An 18,414-nucleotide genomic window follows, 5' to 3' on the forward strand; every position below is an offset into this window, starting at 1 on the left:
TTTAATTTTGAATTATGCTAAACCAAGGTCAAGTACAAGCTGACGGTTTGGTTCAGTGTGGTTCATGGTGTAGAAATGCAGACTTGGCGCACCACCTGCAATCAGGCGTTCACAGAGCTTCACGACCACTTCATGACCAAAGGCTTTGATACTTGCAGAATCATCACCATAAGTCGCCAGCTGCTTACGAATCCAGCGTGGAATCTCCGCACCAGTACCATCAGCAAAGCGAATCAGATTGCTGGCATTGGTAATCGGCATGATCCCTGGCGCAACTGGAATATCAATGCCTTCTTTTTGAATGCGGTCTACAAAGTAGAAATACGCATCTGGATTGAAGAAGAATTGAGTCAGTGCTGCATTTGCACCTGCGCGGGCTTTATCACAAAAACGTTGAATGTCTTTGTCAAAGCTGTCGGCTTGTGGATGCATTTCAGGATATGCGGCAACTTCGATATGGAAATGATCACCTGAATGTTCACGGATAAAGCGAACCAGATCAGTGGCATAAGGCAGTTCACCCAAGCCAACCTGACCTGATGGTAAGTCACCACGCAGTGCCACAATACGGTCAATACCTTGTGATTTATACAAATCCAGCAATTCAGCAATACGTTGTTTGCTGTCACCAATACAAGACAGGTGAGGGGCAACAGGTGTACCTTTGCCGTTGAAATCGTCCAGTGTAGACAAGGTGCGTTCACGGGTTGACCCCCCCGCACCATAAGTTACAGAGAAAAATTCAGGATTCAGTAACTGAAGTTCTTGATGTACAACTTTAAGCTTTTCCGCACCTGCATCGGTTTTGGTCGGGAAAAACTCAAAAGAAATCGGGACACGTTTGGTCATGGTTAAATCCTTTTTTATCAATATTTTTGATTGATTTTACCTCTCCTAAATCCTCTCCTGAAAGGAGAGGACTTACCCTCGATGACATACATTTGATAATGAATGTTCCCTCTCCTGAGCGTGCTTTAAGCATTGCTTTAAAGTTCAGCGCAAGAGAGGGCTAGGGAGAGGGTTAATATCAATTAATATTTATAAGACTCAGACTTAAACGGACCTTCAACAGTTACACCTAAGTAATCTGCCTGTACTTGAGTCAATTGAGTCAGGACACCGCCGAAACCTACAACCATTGCCGCAGCAACTTCTTCATCCAGTTTCTTCGGAATAAGTTCTACACGGATCGCAGCTTGTTTTTGATCTTCAGGAAGATCAGCAAATTTCTCAGCGAATAAATGCATTTGACCTAAGACTTGGTTAGCAAATGAACCATCCATAATACGTGAAGGGTGACCAGTCGCATTACCAAGGTTGACCAAACGACCTTCTGAAAGAAGGATTAAGTAATCGTTTTCATTTTCTGTACGATACACTTGGTGTACTTGTGGCTTAACTTCAACCCATTTGTAACCACGTAAGTAGTTCGTATCGATTTCAGTATCGAAGTGACCGATGTTACACACCACTGCACCTGCTTTTAATGAATCAAGCATTGCAGAATCACATACGTGATAGTTACCTGTAGTCGTAACGATTAAGTCAGTGCTTTGAAGAAGGTCAAGATTGATGTCTTCTTTCTTACCAGTTTGTACGCCATTTTTGTATGGAGAAACAACTTCATAACCGTCCATGCATGCTTGCATTGCACAGATTGGGTCGATTTCAGTTACACGTACAATCATGCCTTCCTGACGAAGTGATTGAGCAGAACCTTTACCTACGTCACCATAACCGATTACAAGCGCACGACGACCAGATAAAAGCATATCTGTACCACGTTTGATGGCATCGTTTAATGAATGGCGGCAACCATATTTGTTGTCGTTTTTAGACTTGGTTACTGAGTCATTTACGTTGATTGCAGGCACTTTTAAAGTACCGTCACGGTGCATTTCATACAGACGTTGAACACCTGTAGTGGTTTCTTCAGTAATACCGTGGATTTTCGCAATCACTTGAGGATATTTTTCATGAACAAGGGCAGTTAAGTCGCCGCCATCATCCAGAATCATGTTGGCATCCCAAGGTGTGCCATTCACATTGATCTGTTGTTCTAAACACCAGTTGTATTCTTCTTCCGTTTCGCCTTTCCAAGCAAATACAGGAATACCCGCAGCAGCGATTGCAGCAGCAGCATGGTCTTGAGTAGAGAAGATGTTACAAGATGTCCAACGAACTTCTGCACCTAACTCAACCAAAGTTTCGATGAGAACCGCTGTTTGGATTGTCATGTGGATACAACCCAAAATTTTTGCACCAGCAAGTGGTTTTGCAGCAGAATAGCGTTTACGCAAACCGATTAGAGCAGGCATTTCTGCTTCAGCAAGTTTGATTTCTTTACGGCCGTAGTCAGCAAGTGAAATATCGGCAACTTTATAATCTGTAAATGAAGCATTAACCGCGTTCATCACGATCTCCTTAAAATAAATAATTGATCATTATGCTCGCGGATGCCGTTGTTGGTGATTCTAAGTTGATAACTTTGAGCAGAATACCGATGGTCGAGCCTAGCGATCTTACATTTAGTGCCTGTAAGAAAGTCGCAGCATCCCTCGACTGGCGACTATTGTACCGATATTTTAATTTTGTTCCAATGTAGATTGTATAAAAACGTATCAACTAAGGCATAAACTATTCTAAATCCTTTAAACTTGGATTAATGATTAAAACAATGAATTTAACACCTTATGGATGATAAAATTTGAATAAATTAAAAGAAAATCTAAGTCTCATTTTGGGAATTCCACTTGTTGCTTTTGGGCTTTGGTTGAGCCTATTTGATAATGAAAATCTTCGAGTAGTTCCTTATAGTCTTGTGCTTTCTTTGATTATTTTATTGAGCAGTCATTTTTATTTTAAGAAGAAAGTAGCTTGGTATCTGCTTTTGGTATTGCCATTTGTTCTGTATTTCTTTTTACAGATTATTTTCCGATCTTCGCCTTTGTTGCAGTTAAAAGAATTTGAATGGACACATCCCAGCTGGCAACGAGGGAGCGATGTCCAGTTGATCTCACTTGAGCTAGATGCTCATCGAGGTTCGAGAAGTATTAATTCGACCTACGGGATTCTGATTTATCAGTATCAGTTTAATGGGCAAATTTATAGTACTGAACAGAGTGATGTCGCACGGCAGTATACTTTGTGGATGAGTGATGATGCTTCGGATCTGTATCAGCTGACTGAATCTAAAATTCGGCAGTCATTTCAACAGGGGCAGAATATTGTATTGATAAACTCAAAAGACCCATCGCAGTCCATCTTTTTTTACAGTCAGGACATCGTTGATATTCGTGGTTCGTGGATTTCTGAGTTTTTAGTGATTTTTCAAGTTTTACTAGGGTTGGGTGTATTTGCTGTTATCGGTATTGGAGTGAAAAGAATTATTAACCCACATAATACGATTCAAACATGGTCTAAACCTAAAAGATATTTATTTATTGCTATATTCTTTATCATCACATGGAGTGTTTTATTTGCTGGTTGGATTTTATTTATGTATCTTAAAAATGCACCTTAAGTTTAGTATTTTAAATGCTTTAATATTTGAAATTAAAAAAATGGAACATGATTATGAAAAAAATAATTTTACTCTCAGGCTTATGTTGTTCAACTTTGGCACTTGCCAATGATTCCACTGGCTATGTCAGTACAGGTGGAATCGAATATCTAAAAAATAAGAATATCGCGATGCAAAGTGAAGATTTATTTATCAGCAAGAAAATTATTAAGGTCGATTATCAGTTTAAAAATCTCAGTAAGCAGGATGTGACAGAAACCATCTTATTTCCTTTGCCTCAGTTGGATAATTATCGTGATGGAGACTTTGCCCATACCGAAGAATTATTAAAAAGTTTTAAAGTTCAGGTGAATGGAAAAACTGTAGTGCCTCAAATGCATGTCAGAGCGTTTATGAAACCATTGAAAAATGGTGAAGTCGATGAGCGTGCAAAAGAAATAGATGTGACAGAAGAATTTAAGCATTGTGGCTTTTCTGAAAAAGATTTGTTGACGCCTTGGATGGATGCTTCTGAAAGCAAGTTTTTTTCATCTAAAATTTTTAATTGTAAAATGCCAAAAATTCAGAAACTGGTACAAGGTTATACAAAAGATCAGGAAATTTATTGGACAGGGCAAGTCATTTATAGCTGGAAGCAAACATTTAAAGCCAATTCAGTTACACAAGTGAAGCATCAATATAAACCACTGGTTGGTGGTTCAGTTGCACTGTATGAAGATGAATATAATCAACAATATTGTATGGATGCTAACTTTAAAAAAGGTTTGAAAAAAGCGCAGTCAGAAAATTCCTCATTCAGTGCGTTGGGCTATATTTTAACGACAGGGGCGAATTGGGCAAAACCGATTGAAAATTTTAAATTAACCATTGAACGTGATCCAAAAGAATTGGTGTCATTTTGTTGGAAAGGGAAAGTCAGTAAAATTAGTCCAACACAGTTTCAGATGGTGGAGAAGAACTTTGTTCCTAAACAGGACTTAGATATTATTTATGTAAACTTACGCAATTAAAGAAAGTGAGCATCAAACTCATTTAATATAAGTTTGATGCATTTATATTATTCGGCAGAGTCTTCAGCAGCATTTGCTTTTTCAGCCCAAAAATCCGCTTTTTCTTCATCTATATCGACACCTAAACCATGTTCATAGATTGCAACAAGATCACGCATAGCTTGGACTTCACCTAATTTAGCTGCTTGTTCAAGCATTTCAATGGATTTAGCCACATCTTTTTCAACCACGTCACCACGACGGTAGAAATTTGCCAATTCAAAAATTGCCGCAGGGTGTTGATGTTTGACCGCTTGTTCTAACCAACGATGCGCATGTTCAAAGTAGGTTTTTGCCTCTTCAGGATCTTCTTCTAAAACGTCTTTGGCATAGACGGCATAACCTTCACCTAACCAATACATCGCCTCAACATGACCCAATTGAGCTGCTTTGAGCGCCCATTCTTCAGCAAGTTGAACATATTCTTCATCATCACTTTCCATATAAATTTCAGCCAATTCAAACTGAGCAGCAGGATTTCCCATTGCAGCACGATTGAGAAGTGCAGGAGAAATAGAAAGTGGTTTAGACATAGACGTACCAATAAAATCAAAACAGTGACAAGACACTTAGAGTATAGCTGATTTTAAAACACTATTTTGCAATGAAAGCTTTGAAATAATCATCAACGAAACTAAAAATATAAGTTGCTTTCGATGGATGGAGATTTACTTCCACACAGGATGATGGGCAATTTCAACCAAGCGATCATTTTTCATCAAATAATAAACTTTTTCACATTGTTCTATCTTTTCTGAACGACGACCCATGGCGATCAGTAACTGGCTGTTAGCTTGATACTCATAATCATTCATTTGAAAACCATGCTTCTCAGAATAGCAGTCTGAAAAGCTTTGTTTTAAATAGCCGGCATGACCATTTTGTGCATTATAAAAAGCTATATTCGAACAACCGCCCCCACAACCAATAGGAGACAATACATATTTTCCTGCAAAATTGATCTTTTCATTTTTTAATTCAGTTAAGAGGGATTTATAGAGCTGGTTTGAACGGTCGATTTTTATCGCTTTGTATTTTCCTGTAAATAGCGCAGCGGGATAATTTTTGAAAGCGGGTAATGCAAAACTTAACTGTGGTAATAATGCAATGCTAAATAAGGTGGGTATTGTAAATTTCATTATTATTTCTCATATCTAATGATGCTAAAACAGTACACAAAATGTACATCAACTTTTGAATTTTGTTTATATCTTGAAAGAAATCAAAAATAAATTATATAGGTGTTTTATGTTCATTCATGCTTTGGAGGCTAAAAAAATGGCAGCCAATTCTAATTTAGACATTGAACTTTATAAAACGCGTTTAGCGCAATTAATTATTGAAAATGCCAATCAGGGCAATACGGCAGTCTTTACGGTTTTACCGAAGCATTTAGCACTCGAAGATATTCGTGCATTATCTGCTGAGTTGACTCAATTGGGGTATCACATCAAATTTGAAGTAGATGAATTTTTTTATACATTCAATGTGTTTTGGAATTGATCCTGATCTTCGTTTGAAAATTAATCTTTGTTGGAAAATAGGAAGCTCAAGTTGAACTTCCTATTTATGTTTATACCTTTAAAAGTTATTCAGCCTTTTGGTATTCATTAATCACTTCTAGCGCAGCACGAAATGCTTCCTGTGTTGCGGGCGCACCACAATAGGGAAGGCTATGTAAAAGCACTTCCTGTATTTCCTCTACAGTTGCACCGTTATTTAAAGCGCCACGAACATGACCTTTTAGCTCTGTTGGGCTTTTTTGTGCAGTTAAAAATGCGATGGTAATGAGTGAACGATATTTACGAGGTAGAACGCCTTCCCGTTGCCAAGTTGAGCCCCACGCATGCTCATTGATCCAGTCTTGGAGCGGTTGGGTAAATGGCACAGTATTGTCTTGTGCACGTTTTACAAAACTTTCGCCCATCACTTCGGTACGAACTTTTAAACCATTTTCATAATCTTGTTGTGACATAGATGTACTCATAATAAATTTTAATGATGTCAAAAGCAGTCTAAACCTGAAACTTTAAGATGCGTATCAGTGATTAGTCTATATTATTTGCAAATGCTTGATGATTTTCATGTAGAATGCGGGCTTGAAATTTCATGCATTTGACCAAATAAATACAATAAGACTTAAAGAATGCAATTTTTTTCACAATAAATGTGAATTGTGAGTATTTTGATCATAAATGTGCAGTATTTATGATGTACCATTTTTTTTCGAAATGTCGTTATCACAGATCTTACGTTGACTGTGAAACGTTGAGGGCTGATACTCTCAGGGTTAATTTTAAGCAATTCGGTTCGTAAGGGATGGGGCCACAAGTTCTATCCTCTCAACACACTCTAAAGCAAGGGGCTATATATGGCTGGTGGAAAGTCAACAATCATTTACACACTGACTGACGAGGCGCCATTATTGGCGACTTACTCGCTACTGCCGATCATTGAGACCTTTACTAAACCAGCTGGCGTAGAAATTGTCAAAACTGATATTTCTGTTGCTATCCGCGTGCTCGCAGAATTCACAGATTACCTCAGTGATGAGCAGAAGGTTCCAAATAACCTCGCAGAGCTAGGTCGTCTCACTCAAGATCCAGACACAAACATTATCAAACTTCCAAATATCAGTGCTTCTGTAGCGCAATTGACTGCTTGTATCAAAGAGCTTCAAGCAAAAGGTTATGCGCTTCCTGATTATCCAGAAAATCCGACTACTGAAGAAGAAAAAGAAATCAAGGCACGCTATAGCAAATGTCTTGGTTCAGCAGTAAACCCTGTACTTCGTGAAGGTAACTCTGACCGTCGTGCACCTGCTGCAGTTAAAAACTATGCGAAAAAACACCCACACTCTATGGGTGAATGGAAACAGTGGTCTCAAACTCACGTTTCACACATGGACGAAGGTGACTTCTACCATGGCGAAAAATCAATGACACTTGATCGCGCGCGTAACGTGAAAATGGAATTGATCACAACTGCTGGCGAAACAATCGTACTTAAGCCAAAAGTTGCACTTCAAGATGGTGAAGTGATTGATTCAATGTTCATGAGCAAAAAAGCACTTTGCGACTTCTATGAAAAAGAATTAGATGATTGTAAAGAAGCGGGCATTTTGTTCTCTTTACACGTTAAAGCAACCATGATGAAAGTTTCACACCCGATCGTATTCGGTCACTGTGTAAAAATTTACTACAAAGAAGCTTTTGAAAAACACGGTAAATTGTTCGACGAACTCGGCATTAACGTAAACAACGGTATGGCTGGTTTATACGAAAAAATCGCAACTTTACCGACATCTTTACGTGAAGAAATCATCGAAGATTTACACGCTTGCCAAGAACATCGTCCTGCATTAGCGATGGTTGATTCTGCTAAAGGTATCACTAACTTCCATTCACCAAACGACGTGATTGTAGATGCTTCTATGCCTGCAATGATCCGTGGTGGTGGTAAAATGTGGGGTGCTGACGGCAAACCTTACGACTGTAAAGCTGTAATGCCTGAGTCTACATTCGCGCGTATTTACCAAGAAATGATCAATTTCTGTAAGTGGAATGGTAACTTCGATCCACGTACGATGGGTACTGTACCTAACGTTGGTTTGATGGCGCAAAAAGCTGAAGAATACGGTTCACATGACAAAACTTTCGAAGTTTCTGCTGCGGGTGTTGCGAACATCACTGACTTAGAAACTGGTGAAGTATTGATGTCACAAAACGTGGAAGAAGGCGATATCTGGCGTATGTGTCAGGTGAAAGACGCACCGATCCGCGACTGGGTGAAACTTGCTGTAACGCGTGCACGTAACTCTGGTATGCCTGCAATCTTCTGGCTTGACCCGTACCGTCCACACGAAAACGAATTGATCAAGAAAGTACAAAAATACTTGAAAGAACATGACACTGCTGGTTTAGACATTCAAATCATGTCTCAAGTACGTGCAATGCGTTATACACTTGAACGTGTAGCGCGTGGTCTGGATACCATTTCTGTAACGGGTAACATTTTACGTGACTATTTAACAGACTTGTTCCCAATCATGGAATTGGGTACTTCTGCGAAAATGTTGTCTATCGTTCCGTTAATGGCGGGCGGTGGTATGTACGAAACTGGTGCTGGTGGTTCTGCGCCTAAACACGTACAGCAACTTGTTGAAGAAAACCACTTACGTTGGGATTCTTTAGGTGAGTTCTTGGCATTGGCTGTTTCTTTAGAAGAAATGGGCATCAAAGAAAACAATCCACGTGCGAAATTGTTGGCGAAAACATTAGATCAAGCAACTGGTCAGTTGTTGGATAATGATAAGTCACCATCACGTCGTACAGGTGAATTGGACAACCGTGGTAGCCATTACTTCCTAGCGAAATACTGGGCTGATGCACTTGTTGCTCAAGACGAAGATGCTGAATTAAAAGCGAAGTTTGCACCTTTAGCGAAAGCTTTAGATGAAAACGAAGCTAAAATTCTTGAAGAGCTTGCTGCTGTTCAAGGTCAATCAGTAGATATCGGTGGTTACTATGCAGTAGATACTGCAAAAGTAAGCGCAATCATGCGTCCAAGTGCGACATTTAATACAGCACTTGAAGCAATCTAATGATACTTATACAAAATTGACAGTGTCAGTGATGTAGAAAAAGCCGATGCAAATGCATCGGCTTTTTTATTTTGAAAATTTACCTAACTTTTATTTGGAATCATTCGTGAGACACCTCGGAACTCAGCAATAATTTCAGCATTTTGATTCGTCACGGTGATGTCATAAATTTCCGATCGCCCACTAGGGGCTTTAAATATGGCTTTGGCAGTTAATGTGTCACCCACTTTCCCAGGCTTGATATAGCTGATATTGCAATGTTGTCCAACAGCTGTCATTTCTGAATTGCAGGCGAGGGCAAAAGCACCGTCAGCAAGAGTGAAAATAACGCCACCGTGGCAAGTGCCGTGACCTTGAGTATGTGCTGAAGTGACTATAAGAGAAAGTTGTGCAGCTTTATGTGAGTAATGATCGAGTTGGATACCTAAGTTTTGCATCACGGTATCATTGTCAAAAATGGCTTGTTGTAAATCTTGAGTCATAGCAAATCCTTTTATTGATACTAAAATATTTCTAAAATAAAAATAATGTATCATAATTATCATTTTAGAAATTTTTTGGCAAGCGTTATATTTTTATAAAAGCAATAAAAAAGCCCACTTTCGTGAGCTTCATTTAATTATATGGTCTGTTTTATGTGTGATTCAATGTATTGCCTCTAGGTGAAAAAGAAGTAGTTCGAGTATAGCTTCCTGATCGATCAGCATTGTCTAATTTCAGATTATATGAATGTAAAGTGTTTTTACCATTATAAATAGTAGTGGTTTTGACCTTTGAAAAAATATGTTGTACGAAGATAATCATTGAAATTTTTTGATTAAAAACGTTATCAATAGTAATTTCTTCACCTCGCTCCAAGGTGAATACTTCTGAGTTGAAAATTTCAAGTGGTTCAAACTTTTCAGATTGAACTGTCAATTCGCTTGTAAATTCATCTGTTAAAATTACATTCTCATACTTTTGAATAGTTTCATAAACTTGTTGGTGTTCTTCCGAAGTGAAATAAACTGAGTTGTCAAAACATACATCTCTTTTTAAAATCTTACACAATTGCCTACAGTGGTGGGTGTAATGCAATATAGTGGTAATTCCTTCAAATATTTCATCCTTAAGTTCATTTTTAGATTTAAAAATTTCATGACCTTCAACATATATTTTTATATAGAACCCCTCAGATTTGGACAGATTCTTATATAACTTATATACTTGATCAAAATATTTCAACATAAGTAAGTTTTGATCTTCCCAAACTTGGAAGTCCAAAGTCATAGTAGTTTCTCTCTTACCACCTTTCATATTAATTGGTGCTTTATCAATTTTAAACTTAACTGCACCATCATACTTTTGTGATTCAAAAGAAAAGGTTGATTCACCAATGTAGAAATCATCTTCAAATGAAATAAGTGTATTCTCGTCAGTGTCTTGAATTTCTACCATGGCTTTCATTTGGTTCAGTGGATTTATTGTGACCGCACCTCTTTCTATTTGATTAGGCAAAATGAGATTAAGACCATCGGAGTTAGAGGTGAATTCATTTACATCGATAGTCACTGCTTTCCCATGCCTAAATAATTCTGATCCTAGACAGTATCGTGGACAATCGATCCCTCTAAATTCTTGAAATATTTCTGTTCAAAGGCTTCTGGACTTAACCAGCCGTTTGCAGAATGCCTTCTGACCCGATTGTAATAAATCTCAATATAATCAAACAAGACCGCATTCGCCTCTTTTCGAGTCGAAAACACACTGCCATGTACCACATGACCTTTTAATGTATGAAAGAAGCTTTCAGTCACTGCATTATCCCAACAGTTTCCACGTCTAGACATACTCTGAGTACAATCATTTTTCAGTAACAGCGCTCTAAAATCACGACTACAGTACTGTGAGCCTTGGTCCGAATGAACCATAACACCAGTTGGATAACCCTGACGAGCCATTGCATAGTTAAACGTATCACACACCAACTGGCGGTCTATTCGATGGCTGGTTTGCCACCCCACGATACGACGGCTAAATAAATCTAGCATCACACATAAATACAACCAACCTTCTTTAGTGCGGATATAGGTAATGTCTGTTGTCCAGACTTTATTAGGCTGAGTAACTGTAAATTGGCGATCCAACAAGTTGGGTGCTGTAGGCAAACGATGGGTTGAATCAGTCGTATGCTTGTATTTACGCGCAATCCTGCTACGTAAACCAAGCTTTTTTAGCATCCTTCCAATAGTACGTTCGCTCATGTTGTAACCTAAATCATGCATGTCATGTACTAATGAAGGTGCACCCAATCGTGCATGATGCTGCCAATATACGGCTTTTAAGTCATTATATTTCTGTGCCGTATTGGCTTGACGTTTTCGCCAGGCATAATAGCCTGAAGTGCTGACACCTAGGTATTTACAGGCAGAAGATACGGTGACTTCATTCATATCTAGATCTTGAATTACCGTGTACTTTTCTTGGCATGATCTGTTAGAAAGTACACATGCGCTTTTTTTAAGATGTCATTGGCTTCCTTGAGCTGTTTGACTTCTTTCTCTAATTCCACGATCCGCTGTTGTTCTGGTGAAAGTTGACGTTTGCTTGAACCTGCCGGATTGGTTTCACGAATCCATTTATCTAATGTTGAATAACCCACACCTAATTTCTGGGCGATTGCAGCTACAGACTCGTGTGAGTTTGAAAGTGCATAATCAATCGCTTGCTGTTTAAATTCGGGACTAAAACGTTTAGCCATTTCTTGAATCTCCAAAGATTAAAGTTACGTTATCTTTAGAGGGACGTGCTGTCCATTATTTTGTCTAGGATCATTCTTCTAATTTTTGGCGATGTTCCTCTGGATCACTTGGAGTGATTTTAAATGATATTGGATCATCTTTATGTGATGAGGTTGTACGTATTTCGAAGTGATTACATCCATTGATGTATGAATATTTTACTTCAACGCGAGGGTCAAGAATTCGTATGTACTCATTAACTGCTTTAGCAACTTCTGTTAAAGAGCCTGTAAATTTTTCAGGAATGCTGAGTCCTATGTTTTGAAACATAGAATGAGTTACTTTATCGGTTACTTCGTTCTCAGTATAAAGCTTTTTGTTGGAATTTTTTCGAAGACGATTTTCTGAAGTTTTTTTCCATTGCTTTAAAAGTGATACTGGATATGCAGCAGTCTCTCGATCGATCTTTGTAGCGCAATGAGAGCATAGCCAAATTGCATTGCTAATATGCTTCCTATCTTTTTCAGTCATTGAACCATCATAGCGAGGACCATTTGAAGCCGCAGCACAAATATGTGCTGCAATACCTGTATCCGTAGTTTTCTCGTCATTTGTAATTTGTGGTTCTAATGTCTGTTTGTGGCAGTCAGGGTTTGAGCATAGATTCCCCGCTCTGCGACGTAATTTATCTATGGTATCTTTAGTAAAGTTATCGCGAGAAGTTGTCTTTTTAGGAGAATTTGTAGTAACCCGAGGCTTAGTTTTAGGTGTTGCTTTTGCTTGAGATGGTGTAGTCATGTACGCTGTGAAACAAGTTTGGATAAGTCGATTTTGAACCATTTAATATTGAAGTCAATAATTTCTAATCACATAAAATAGTTGGTTAAATAAAGTAATAGATAAGACAAACAAATAAAAAGCCCACTTTCGTGAGCTTCATTCAATAACTATCAATATTTCGGCTTAACGACCATTACGTCCGCGACCACGCGGTGCTTTGGTATTTGGACGAGTTGTACCATTGGTACGACGTTTCGGTTTCTCAGAGTCATCCATCTGCCAAATACGTTTAGTACCAGATTTTTTCACAGAACCATCTTTATTCTTACGCACCATTGGCTTACCACCAGTACCGCCTGGTTTTTTCACATAAGAACGTGAACGATAAGGTTCTTCGGCAGGCACATTTTGGAAGTCTGGGTAAAGTAAAGGTTCAATTTCTTTAGTTTCACCAGGTTTTAAACCCATTTGAACTAAATCAATAGCGCCAATCTTGGTGCGGATTAAACGTAAAGTTGGGAAACCAACAGCAGAGGTCATACGACGAACTTGACGATTACGACCTTCACAGATTGAGATCTCAACCCAAGATGTTGGGATATTGGCACGGAAACGTACAGGAGGATCACGATCCCACAACCATTCAGGTTGTTCAACTTTCTCTGCTTTTGCAGGAAGTGTCATACCATCTTTAAGTTCAACACCTTTACGCAACTGCTCTAACGCTTCTTCTGTTACATCACCATCAACTTGAACCAAATAAGTTTTAAACTTTTTATTGGCTGGGTTGGTAATAAACTGATTTAAACCACCATGATCTGTTAAAAAGACTAAGCCTTCGGAATCCATATCTAGACGACCCGCTAAACGCAAAGTCGAGTCATTGACATAGTCAGACATTGTCATATGTGCTTCGTCTTTACGGAACTGGGAGAGGACTCCGTATGGTTTATTGAGAATGACGATTTTCATAAAAAATGACTACTTAAATTACATAAAAAAGGTGTAAGTTGAGTTTTATTCAAAAGGGAAATGTGGTTATTCCCTGTATAAATCTCAAACAATACTAGAATTCGATTAGACTATTATGCGTGAAGTACAGTCGAAAGTAATGTGAATTGGTAAATATTTTTTAGAATGAGCCAGCAATAATAAAAGGGAGAGCCTACTCAATGGGTTATCAAAAGATCGTTGTACCTGCAGATGGAGCTAAAATAACTGTAAATGCAGACTTATCACTGAATGTCCCTAATCATCCGATTATTCCTTTTATAGAAGGCGATGGGATTGGTGTAGATATTACTCCAACAATGAAAACTGTAGTCGATGCAGCAATTTTAAAAGCGTATGGTGGCAAACGTTCGATCGAATGGATGGAAGTTTATTGTGGTGAAAAAGCCGATAAAATATATGGCAGTTATATGCCAGAAGAAACTTTTGAAGCTTTACGTGAATATGTTGTGTCAATTAAAGGGCCATTAACCACACCAGTCGGTGGGGGTATTCGTTCGCTAAATGTTGCACTTCGACAAGAATTAGACCTCTATGTTTGTGTGCGTCCAGTGCGTTGGTTTAAAGGTGTTCCATCACCTGTACAGCATCCTGAACAAACAGATATGACGATTTTTAGAGAAAACTCTGAAGATATTTATGCAGGGATTGAATGGAAAGCGGATTCTCCTGAAGCGAAAAAGGTGATCAAATTTCTAAAAGAAGAAATGGGTGTTACCAAGATACGTTTTGAAGAAAACTGTGGTATCGGGATTAAACCTGTATCCAAAGAAGGGACGCAACGTTTGGTTCGTAAAGCCATTCAATTTGCCATTGATAATGATAAGCCTTCAGTGACGTTGGTTCACAAAGGTAATATCATGAAATATACCGAAGGTGCATTTAAAGAATGGGGCTATGAGCTTGCAATTGATCGCTTTGGTGGTGAGTTGATTGATGGTGGTCCTTGGGTGAAAATTAAAAATCCAAAAACAGGCAAAGATATTGTAATTAAAGATGTTATCGCGGATGCTTTTTTACAACAAATTTTGATGCGTCCTGTGGACTATTCTGTGATTGCAACATTAAATCTCAATGGTGATTATATTTCCGATGCACTTGCTGCTGAAGTTGGGGGAATTGGGATTGCTCCGGGTGCAAATATTGGTGGAGCTGTTTCTGTTTATGAAGCAACACATGGCACAGCACCTAAATATGCAGGGCAGGATAAAGTAAATCCAGGTTCGATTATTCTTTCTGCTGAAATGATGCTACGTGATATGGGCTGGATTGAAGCTGCTGATCTGATTATTAAGGGTATTTCTGGTGCAATTGCAGCAAAGACAGTGACCTATGATTTTGAACGCTTAATGCAAGGCGCTAAGTTGCTTCGTTGTTCTGAGTTTGGACAAGCCATAATTCAGCATATGGAAGATTGATTAAAATATTGATTTTAATATCATGGTTTTTTTAGGGCTTGCGATGTGCAAGCCTTTTTATTGATCGGGTTATAGCACGTAGGATATTTACAAGTACATCAACATATAAGATAAATTAAGACACTATTCCATTAAAAATGGATACCCTAATTGATCCAGTAGAGGTAGGATGAAATAGTTGTAAGTTTAAAAAGTATGTTCAAGGTTTAATTTATGAATGAAATGCAAAAAGCAGCAGCTGGGCTTCTTTATGATGCAAATAATAATGCTTCTATATTGGAAATGCGACATCAAGCTAAAGTGAAATTGCATGAATTTAATCATTTAAGCCCAGAAAAAAAGAATGAAAGAGAGGAAATTTTAAAAGCATTATTGGGGGAAATTGAGGATAATTTTATTATTGAAGGTCCATTTCATTGTGATTATGGTTTCAATATTGAAATTGGTCGTAATTTCTATGCCAATGTAAACTTGGTGATTTTAGATGGTGCAAAAGTCACGATAGGTGACAATGTTTTATTGCGCCCAATGTGGGGATTTACACAGCAGGACACCCAATTGATAAAGTGCAGCGAAATCAAGGTTTAGAATATGCCTATCCAATTAGCATAGGAAATAATGTTTGGATTGGTGCAGGCGTATCAATCATGCCTGGGGTGACAATTGGCGATGATACTGTGATTGGGGCAGGCAGTGTAGTAACTAAATCTATACCATCAAAAGTTGTGGCAGTAGGAAATCCTTGCAGAGTGATTCGAGCAATAGAAGGTTGATATAAAAGAATTTGTTTAAAAGGATGAGGTCTAAAAGAAAAGTTTTAAACGAATAGCAGAATCAAGTGTTCAAATAGTGATTGATTTTACAATTGAACGGTCGGATGGTTTTATTCGGGTACTTTGGTTTTTTATCCAAGTGTTTTGCTTGAGTACAAAATTGACCTCTCAACATTTGTGCTATTTATTTGATATAAAAAGTTTTATGACAAAATAATGCCTAAGTTGCCAAAAAAAGTCATTTTAACTCACATATTGTTAGTCAAAATTAAAAAGAATAATGTAAATAGCAGCTTAGTCTATTTTTTGATATTTTGACGAAACTTATAGGGAGTTTCGGCAGTGAAAAAAATATTATTCATTGGTTTGAGTTTGGCTTTTTCACACAGTATTTTTGCAAAAGATGTGCATAAATGTATTGTGAATGGTTCTGTGACCTATCAATCACGTCCATGTGCTGGAACCATTACGCCTAATCAGCAACAACAAATGCAACAAAAGTTGGTGCAGAGAACAGCAACTCAAAATGCAAAAATGCGTGAACTCCAAAAGTTGAATCAAGCTCAGGCTCAACCTGTACATCAGTATTCGCAATCACAACATCTACAACGCCGTTCAGATAATGGTACAAGCAATCAGATTCCAGATAGTGTTGAAGGTAAAAAGAAGAGTTTGGCACTTGCTCAAGATGCTTATCAAAAAACCAAAAATCGTTAATAGACCTCAAATATAGTTAGAGCTATTTTAAAACAAGCATTGCTAGGTTAAACAACGCGATGCTTTGTCATTACACTTCTGTTATATTAGTCGAAATGGTGATTGATTGAAGACAGAAGCTGATGACGCAAGTAGAAGCAAAGAAGAAGAGGAAGTTGTTTATTTTAGCAACTTTGGGTTTGTTGATTCCTATATTTATACTCTCGATGGCTTTTTTTGCTGCTAAAAGTGATGCTGAAACCAAGAAAGAATACGATAAGTTACGCTTAGAACAAGAAGCCAAAGTAGAACTTCGCAAGCAAGAGCAAAGAAAAAATGAACAAGCTAAGTTGCTAGAAGATACTCAAAATCAAAGTTAATTTATCATTCTCATTTCTTTTGATTTTTAATCTGAATATATTTTTCACATTGAAAATAAAAAACCGCCAATTTGGCGGTTTTCTTTTTGTTCTAAAAGTTAGAACTTATTTGTTTTTGTCTTTTAACTGAGGAACAGCAGAACCTGTACCTACAGCCAATAAACCTGAATTTGTATAAATACCAAGTTTTGCGCGTGTATCCGTAATATCAAGGTTACGCATGGTTAACTGACCGATACGATCCATAGGTGTAAACATTGAATCACCTTTTTCCATCGTTAAACGCTCAGCTTCATAAGTGAGGTTTTCAGATTCAGTGTTCATAATAGTGTAGTCATTACCACGACGAAGTTCTAAAGTCACAGTACCTGTGATTGCTTTAGCAACCCAACGTTGAGCGGTTTCACGAAGCATCAATGCTTGAGAATCGAACCAACGACCTTGATACAATAAACGACCTAAACGTAAACCGTTGATACGGTATTGTTCAATGGTATCTTCGTTATGAATACCAGTCACAAGACGTTCATACGCAATATGAAGAAGTGCCATACCTGGAGCTTCATAGATACCACGAGATTTCGCTTCGATGATACGGTTTTCAATTTGGTCAGACATACCTAGACCATGACGACCACCGATACGGTTCGCTTCAAGAATGAACTCAACAGGATCTTCGATACGTTTGCCGTTTAATGCAACAGGGAAGCCTTCTTCGAAAGTCACTGAAACTTCTTCAGCGTCGATTTTTACATCGTCTTTCCAGAACGCAACGCCCATGATTGGGTCTACGATTTTGATACCTGCATTGAGGTATTCAAGATCTTTCGCTTCATGAGTTGCACCAAGCATATTCGAGTCAGTTGAATATGCCTTTTCTTTTGACATTTTATAGTCAAAACCATTGTCGATAAGGAATTGTGACATTTCTGCACGACCACCCAATTCGTCAATGAATTGTTGATCTAACCATGGTTTGTAAATTTTAAGCGCAGGGTTGGTCAATAAACCATAACGATAGAAACGTTCAATATCGTTTCCTTTATAAGTAGAACCATCACCCCAGATGTTTACGTCATCTTCTTTCATTGCGGTAACAAGCATTGTACCTGTTACTGCACGACCTAATGGAGTCGTGTTGAAATAAGGAACGCCACCTGTGCTGATATGGAATGCGCCACATTGAATCGCAGCAATACCTTCTAATGCAAGTTGTAAACGGCAGTCAACTAAGCGAGCTTTAACAGCACCGTAAGCTTCAGCTTTACGTGGAATTGCATCGTAGTCATCTTCATCAGGTTGACCTAAGTTTGCTGTATAAGCATAAGGTTCTGCGCCTTTTTGTTTCATCCACAATAAAGCTGCTGAAGTATCTAGACCACCAGAAAAGGCGATACCAACTTTTTTGCCTACTGGTACATTCTGCAAGATCGTTGCATTATCAGTCATTGCTAGTCCTAA

Annotated in this window: 20 protein-coding genes; 9 read left to right on the forward strand and 11 right to left on the reverse strand. The window is 38.2% G+C overall.

The features are described from left to right. Positions 1 to 12 precede the first annotated feature (12 nt). Together metF and ahcY are read right to left on the reverse strand one after the other, a co-directional pair. Entirely contained in the window at positions 13 to 849 is an 837-nt protein-coding gene (metF, locus tag BEN71_RS06135) for a methylenetetrahydrofolate reductase [NAD(P)H] (RefSeq protein WP_068975269.1), read from the reverse strand. 182 nt (positions 850 to 1,031) lie between these two features. Continuing rightward, on the reverse strand, positions 1,032 to 2,414 hold the full coding sequence (gene ahcY, locus BEN71_RS06140; RefSeq protein ID WP_068975268.1) for an adenosylhomocysteinase: 1,383 nt from the start codon (positions 2,412 to 2,414) through the stop codon (positions 1,032 to 1,034). 293 nt (positions 2,415 to 2,707) lie between these two features. Between ahcY and BEN71_RS06145 the strand changes: the two genes are divergently transcribed. Together BEN71_RS06145 and BEN71_RS06150 are read left to right on the forward strand one after the other, a co-directional pair. Then, a complete protein-coding gene (locus BEN71_RS06145) occupies positions 2,708 to 3,523 on the forward strand; it encodes a hypothetical protein (RefSeq protein ID WP_068975267.1) in 816 nt (271 codons plus the stop codon). A 53-nt stretch (positions 3,524 to 3,576) separates the two neighbouring features. After that, positions 3,577 to 4,533, forward strand: a complete 957-nt coding sequence (locus tag BEN71_RS06150; protein ID WP_068975266.1) for a DUF4424 family protein — start codon at positions 3,577 to 3,579, stop codon at positions 4,531 to 4,533. 47 nt (positions 4,534 to 4,580) lie between these two features. On the opposite strand, the gene BEN71_RS06155 is transcribed toward BEN71_RS06150, so the two are convergent. Both BEN71_RS06155 and BEN71_RS06160 read right to left on the reverse strand, forming a co-directional pair. Beyond that, complete coding sequence (locus tag BEN71_RS06155) at positions 4,581 to 5,105, reverse strand: tetratricopeptide repeat protein (protein ID WP_068975265.1); 525 nt, start codon at positions 5,103 to 5,105, stop codon at positions 4,581 to 4,583. A gap of 135 nt (positions 5,106 to 5,240) precedes the next feature. Then, positions 5,241 to 5,711 carry a hypothetical protein gene (locus BEN71_RS06160; protein ID WP_068975264.1) on the reverse strand — a complete coding sequence of 157 codons (471 nt, stop codon included), beginning with the start codon at positions 5,709 to 5,711 and terminating at the stop codon, positions 5,241 to 5,243. 109 nt (positions 5,712 to 5,820) lie between these two features. Between BEN71_RS06160 and BEN71_RS06165 the strand changes: the two genes are divergently transcribed. Then, entirely contained in the window at positions 5,821 to 6,075 is a 255-nt protein-coding gene (locus tag BEN71_RS06165; RefSeq protein ID WP_068975263.1) for a hypothetical protein, read from the forward strand. Positions 6,076 to 6,160: 85 nt separating this feature from the next. Here BEN71_RS06165 and BEN71_RS06170 read toward each other — a convergent pair whose 3' ends face one another. Next, a complete protein-coding gene (locus tag BEN71_RS06170) occupies positions 6,161 to 6,547 on the reverse strand; it encodes a carboxymuconolactone decarboxylase family protein (protein WP_068975262.1) in 387 nt (128 codons plus the stop codon). A gap of 396 nt (positions 6,548 to 6,943) precedes the next feature. Between BEN71_RS06170 and BEN71_RS06175 the strand changes: the two genes are divergently transcribed. Then, entirely contained in the window at positions 6,944 to 9,175 is a 2,232-nt protein-coding gene (locus tag BEN71_RS06175; RefSeq protein ID WP_068975261.1) for an NADP-dependent isocitrate dehydrogenase, read from the forward strand. Between the two features lie 83 nt (positions 9,176 to 9,258). Here BEN71_RS06175 and paaI read toward each other — a convergent pair whose 3' ends face one another. The 5 genes from paaI to BEN71_RS06200 all read right to left on the reverse strand — a co-directional run bounded on the left by paaI (position 9,259) and on the right by BEN71_RS06200 (position 13,647). After that, entirely contained in the window at positions 9,259 to 9,657 is a 399-nt protein-coding gene (gene paaI, locus BEN71_RS06180) for a hydroxyphenylacetyl-CoA thioesterase PaaI (protein WP_068975260.1), read from the reverse strand. 151 nt (positions 9,658 to 9,808) lie between these two features. Continuing rightward, positions 9,809 to 10,726 carry a hypothetical protein gene (locus BEN71_RS06185; protein WP_068975259.1) on the reverse strand — a complete coding sequence of 306 codons (918 nt, stop codon included), beginning with the start codon at positions 10,724 to 10,726 and terminating at the stop codon, positions 9,809 to 9,811. Positions 10,727 to 10,755: 29 nt separating this feature from the next. Beyond that, positions 10,756 to 11,915, reverse strand: a protein-coding gene (locus BEN71_RS06190) for an IS3 family transposase (RefSeq protein WP_117276768.1) whose coding sequence is annotated in 2 segments (ribosomal slippage) — positions 10,756 to 11,681 and positions 11,681 to 11,915 — 1,161 coding nt in all. Because the reading frame shifts where the segments join, the coding sequence is not laid out codon by codon here. Between the two features lie 70 nt (positions 11,916 to 11,985). Next, entirely contained in the window at positions 11,986 to 12,693 is a 708-nt protein-coding gene (locus BEN71_RS06195) for a hypothetical protein (protein WP_227542661.1), read from the reverse strand. A gap of 165 nt (positions 12,694 to 12,858) precedes the next feature. Then, positions 12,859 to 13,647, reverse strand: coding sequence for a pseudouridine synthase (locus BEN71_RS06200; protein WP_068974939.1), 789 nt, complete (start codon positions 13,645 to 13,647; stop codon positions 12,859 to 12,861). A 200-nt stretch (positions 13,648 to 13,847) separates the two neighbouring features. Here BEN71_RS06200 and icd point away from each other — a divergent pair, with 200 nt between their 5' ends. The 5 genes from icd (at position 13,848) to BEN71_RS06220 (ending at position 16,953) form a co-directional block, all read left to right on the forward strand. Continuing rightward, entirely contained in the window at positions 13,848 to 15,104 is a 1,257-nt protein-coding gene (icd, locus tag BEN71_RS06205; RefSeq protein ID WP_068974940.1) for an NADP-dependent isocitrate dehydrogenase, read from the forward strand. A 213-nt stretch (positions 15,105 to 15,317) separates the two neighbouring features. After that, entirely contained in the window at positions 15,318 to 15,692 is a 375-nt protein-coding gene (locus BEN71_RS06210) for a maltose acetyltransferase domain-containing protein (RefSeq protein WP_264757107.1), read from the forward strand. Further along, positions 15,671 to 15,877, forward strand: coding sequence for a DapH/DapD/GlmU-related protein (locus tag BEN71_RS19430; RefSeq protein ID WP_319922633.1), 207 nt, complete (start codon positions 15,671 to 15,673; stop codon positions 15,875 to 15,877). The genes BEN71_RS06210 and BEN71_RS19430 overlap by 22 nt, the downstream gene beginning before the upstream one ends. A gap of 342 nt (positions 15,878 to 16,219) precedes the next feature. After that, positions 16,220 to 16,594: a hypothetical protein gene (locus BEN71_RS06215; protein ID WP_068974941.1), complete on the forward strand. Its 375-nt coding sequence runs from the start codon at positions 16,220 to 16,222 to the stop codon at positions 16,592 to 16,594. Positions 16,595 to 16,716: 122 nt separating this feature from the next. Next, the gene (locus BEN71_RS06220; RefSeq protein ID WP_068974942.1) at positions 16,717 to 16,953 is read left to right on the forward strand and encodes a hypothetical protein; all 237 of its coding nucleotides are present in this window, start codon (positions 16,717 to 16,719) and stop codon (positions 16,951 to 16,953) included. A gap of 105 nt (positions 16,954 to 17,058) precedes the next feature. On the opposite strand, the gene argG is transcribed toward BEN71_RS06220, so the two are convergent. Continuing rightward, on the reverse strand, positions 17,059 to 18,402 hold the full coding sequence (argG, locus tag BEN71_RS06225; RefSeq protein WP_068974943.1) for an argininosuccinate synthase: 1,344 nt from the start codon (positions 18,400 to 18,402) through the stop codon (positions 17,059 to 17,061). Positions 18,403 to 18,414 lie beyond the last annotated feature (12 nt).

The organism is Acinetobacter wuhouensis (assembly GCF_001696605.3).
GTDB lineage: Bacteria > Pseudomonadota > Gammaproteobacteria > Pseudomonadales > Moraxellaceae > Acinetobacter > Acinetobacter wuhouensis.

Bases quoted from the DNA above. Each gene is read 5' to 3' on its own strand.
- icd (WP_068974940.1), top strand. From the start codon at position 13,848: ATGGGTTATCAAAAGATCGTTGTACCTGCAGATGGAGCTAAAATAACT.
- ahcY (WP_068975268.1), bottom strand. From the start codon at position 2,414: ATGAACGCGGTTAATGCTTCATTTACAGATTATAAAGTTGCCGATATT.
- BEN71_RS06165 (WP_068975263.1), top strand. From the start codon at position 5,821: ATGTTCATTCATGCTTTGGAGGCTAAAAAAATGGCAGCCAATTCTAAT.
- paaI (WP_068975260.1), bottom strand. From the start codon at position 9,657: ATGACTCAAGATTTACAACAAGCCATTTTTGACAATGATACCGTGATG.
- BEN71_RS06155 (WP_068975265.1), bottom strand. From the start codon at position 5,105: ATGTCTAAACCACTTTCTATTTCTCCTGCACTTCTCAATCGTGCTGCA.
- BEN71_RS06150 (WP_068975266.1), top strand. From the start codon at position 3,577: ATGAAAAAAATAATTTTACTCTCAGGCTTATGTTGTTCAACTTTGGCA.
- BEN71_RS06200 (WP_068974939.1), bottom strand. From the start codon at position 13,647: ATGAAAATCGTCATTCTCAATAAACCATACGGAGTCCTCTCCCAGTTC.
- metF (WP_068975269.1), bottom strand. From the start codon at position 849: ATGACCAAACGTGTCCCGATTTCTTTTGAGTTTTTCCCGACCAAAACC.
- BEN71_RS06160 (WP_068975264.1), bottom strand. From the start codon at position 5,711: ATGAAATTTACAATACCCACCTTATTTAGCATTGCATTATTACCACAG.
- BEN71_RS06220 (WP_068974942.1), top strand. From the start codon at position 16,717: ATGACGCAAGTAGAAGCAAAGAAGAAGAGGAAGTTGTTTATTTTAGCA.
- BEN71_RS06210 (WP_264757107.1), top strand. From the start codon at position 15,318: ATGAATGAAATGCAAAAAGCAGCAGCTGGGCTTCTTTATGATGCAAAT.
- BEN71_RS06170 (WP_068975262.1), bottom strand. From the start codon at position 6,547: ATGTCACAACAAGATTATGAAAATGGTTTAAAAGTTCGTACCGAAGTG.
- BEN71_RS06195 (WP_227542661.1), bottom strand. From the start codon at position 12,693: ATGACTACACCATCTCAAGCAAAAGCAACACCTAAAACTAAGCCTCGG.
- BEN71_RS06175 (WP_068975261.1), top strand. From the start codon at position 6,944: ATGGCTGGTGGAAAGTCAACAATCATTTACACACTGACTGACGAGGCG.
- argG (WP_068974943.1), bottom strand. From the start codon at position 18,402: ATGACTGATAATGCAACGATCTTGCAGAATGTACCAGTAGGCAAAAAA.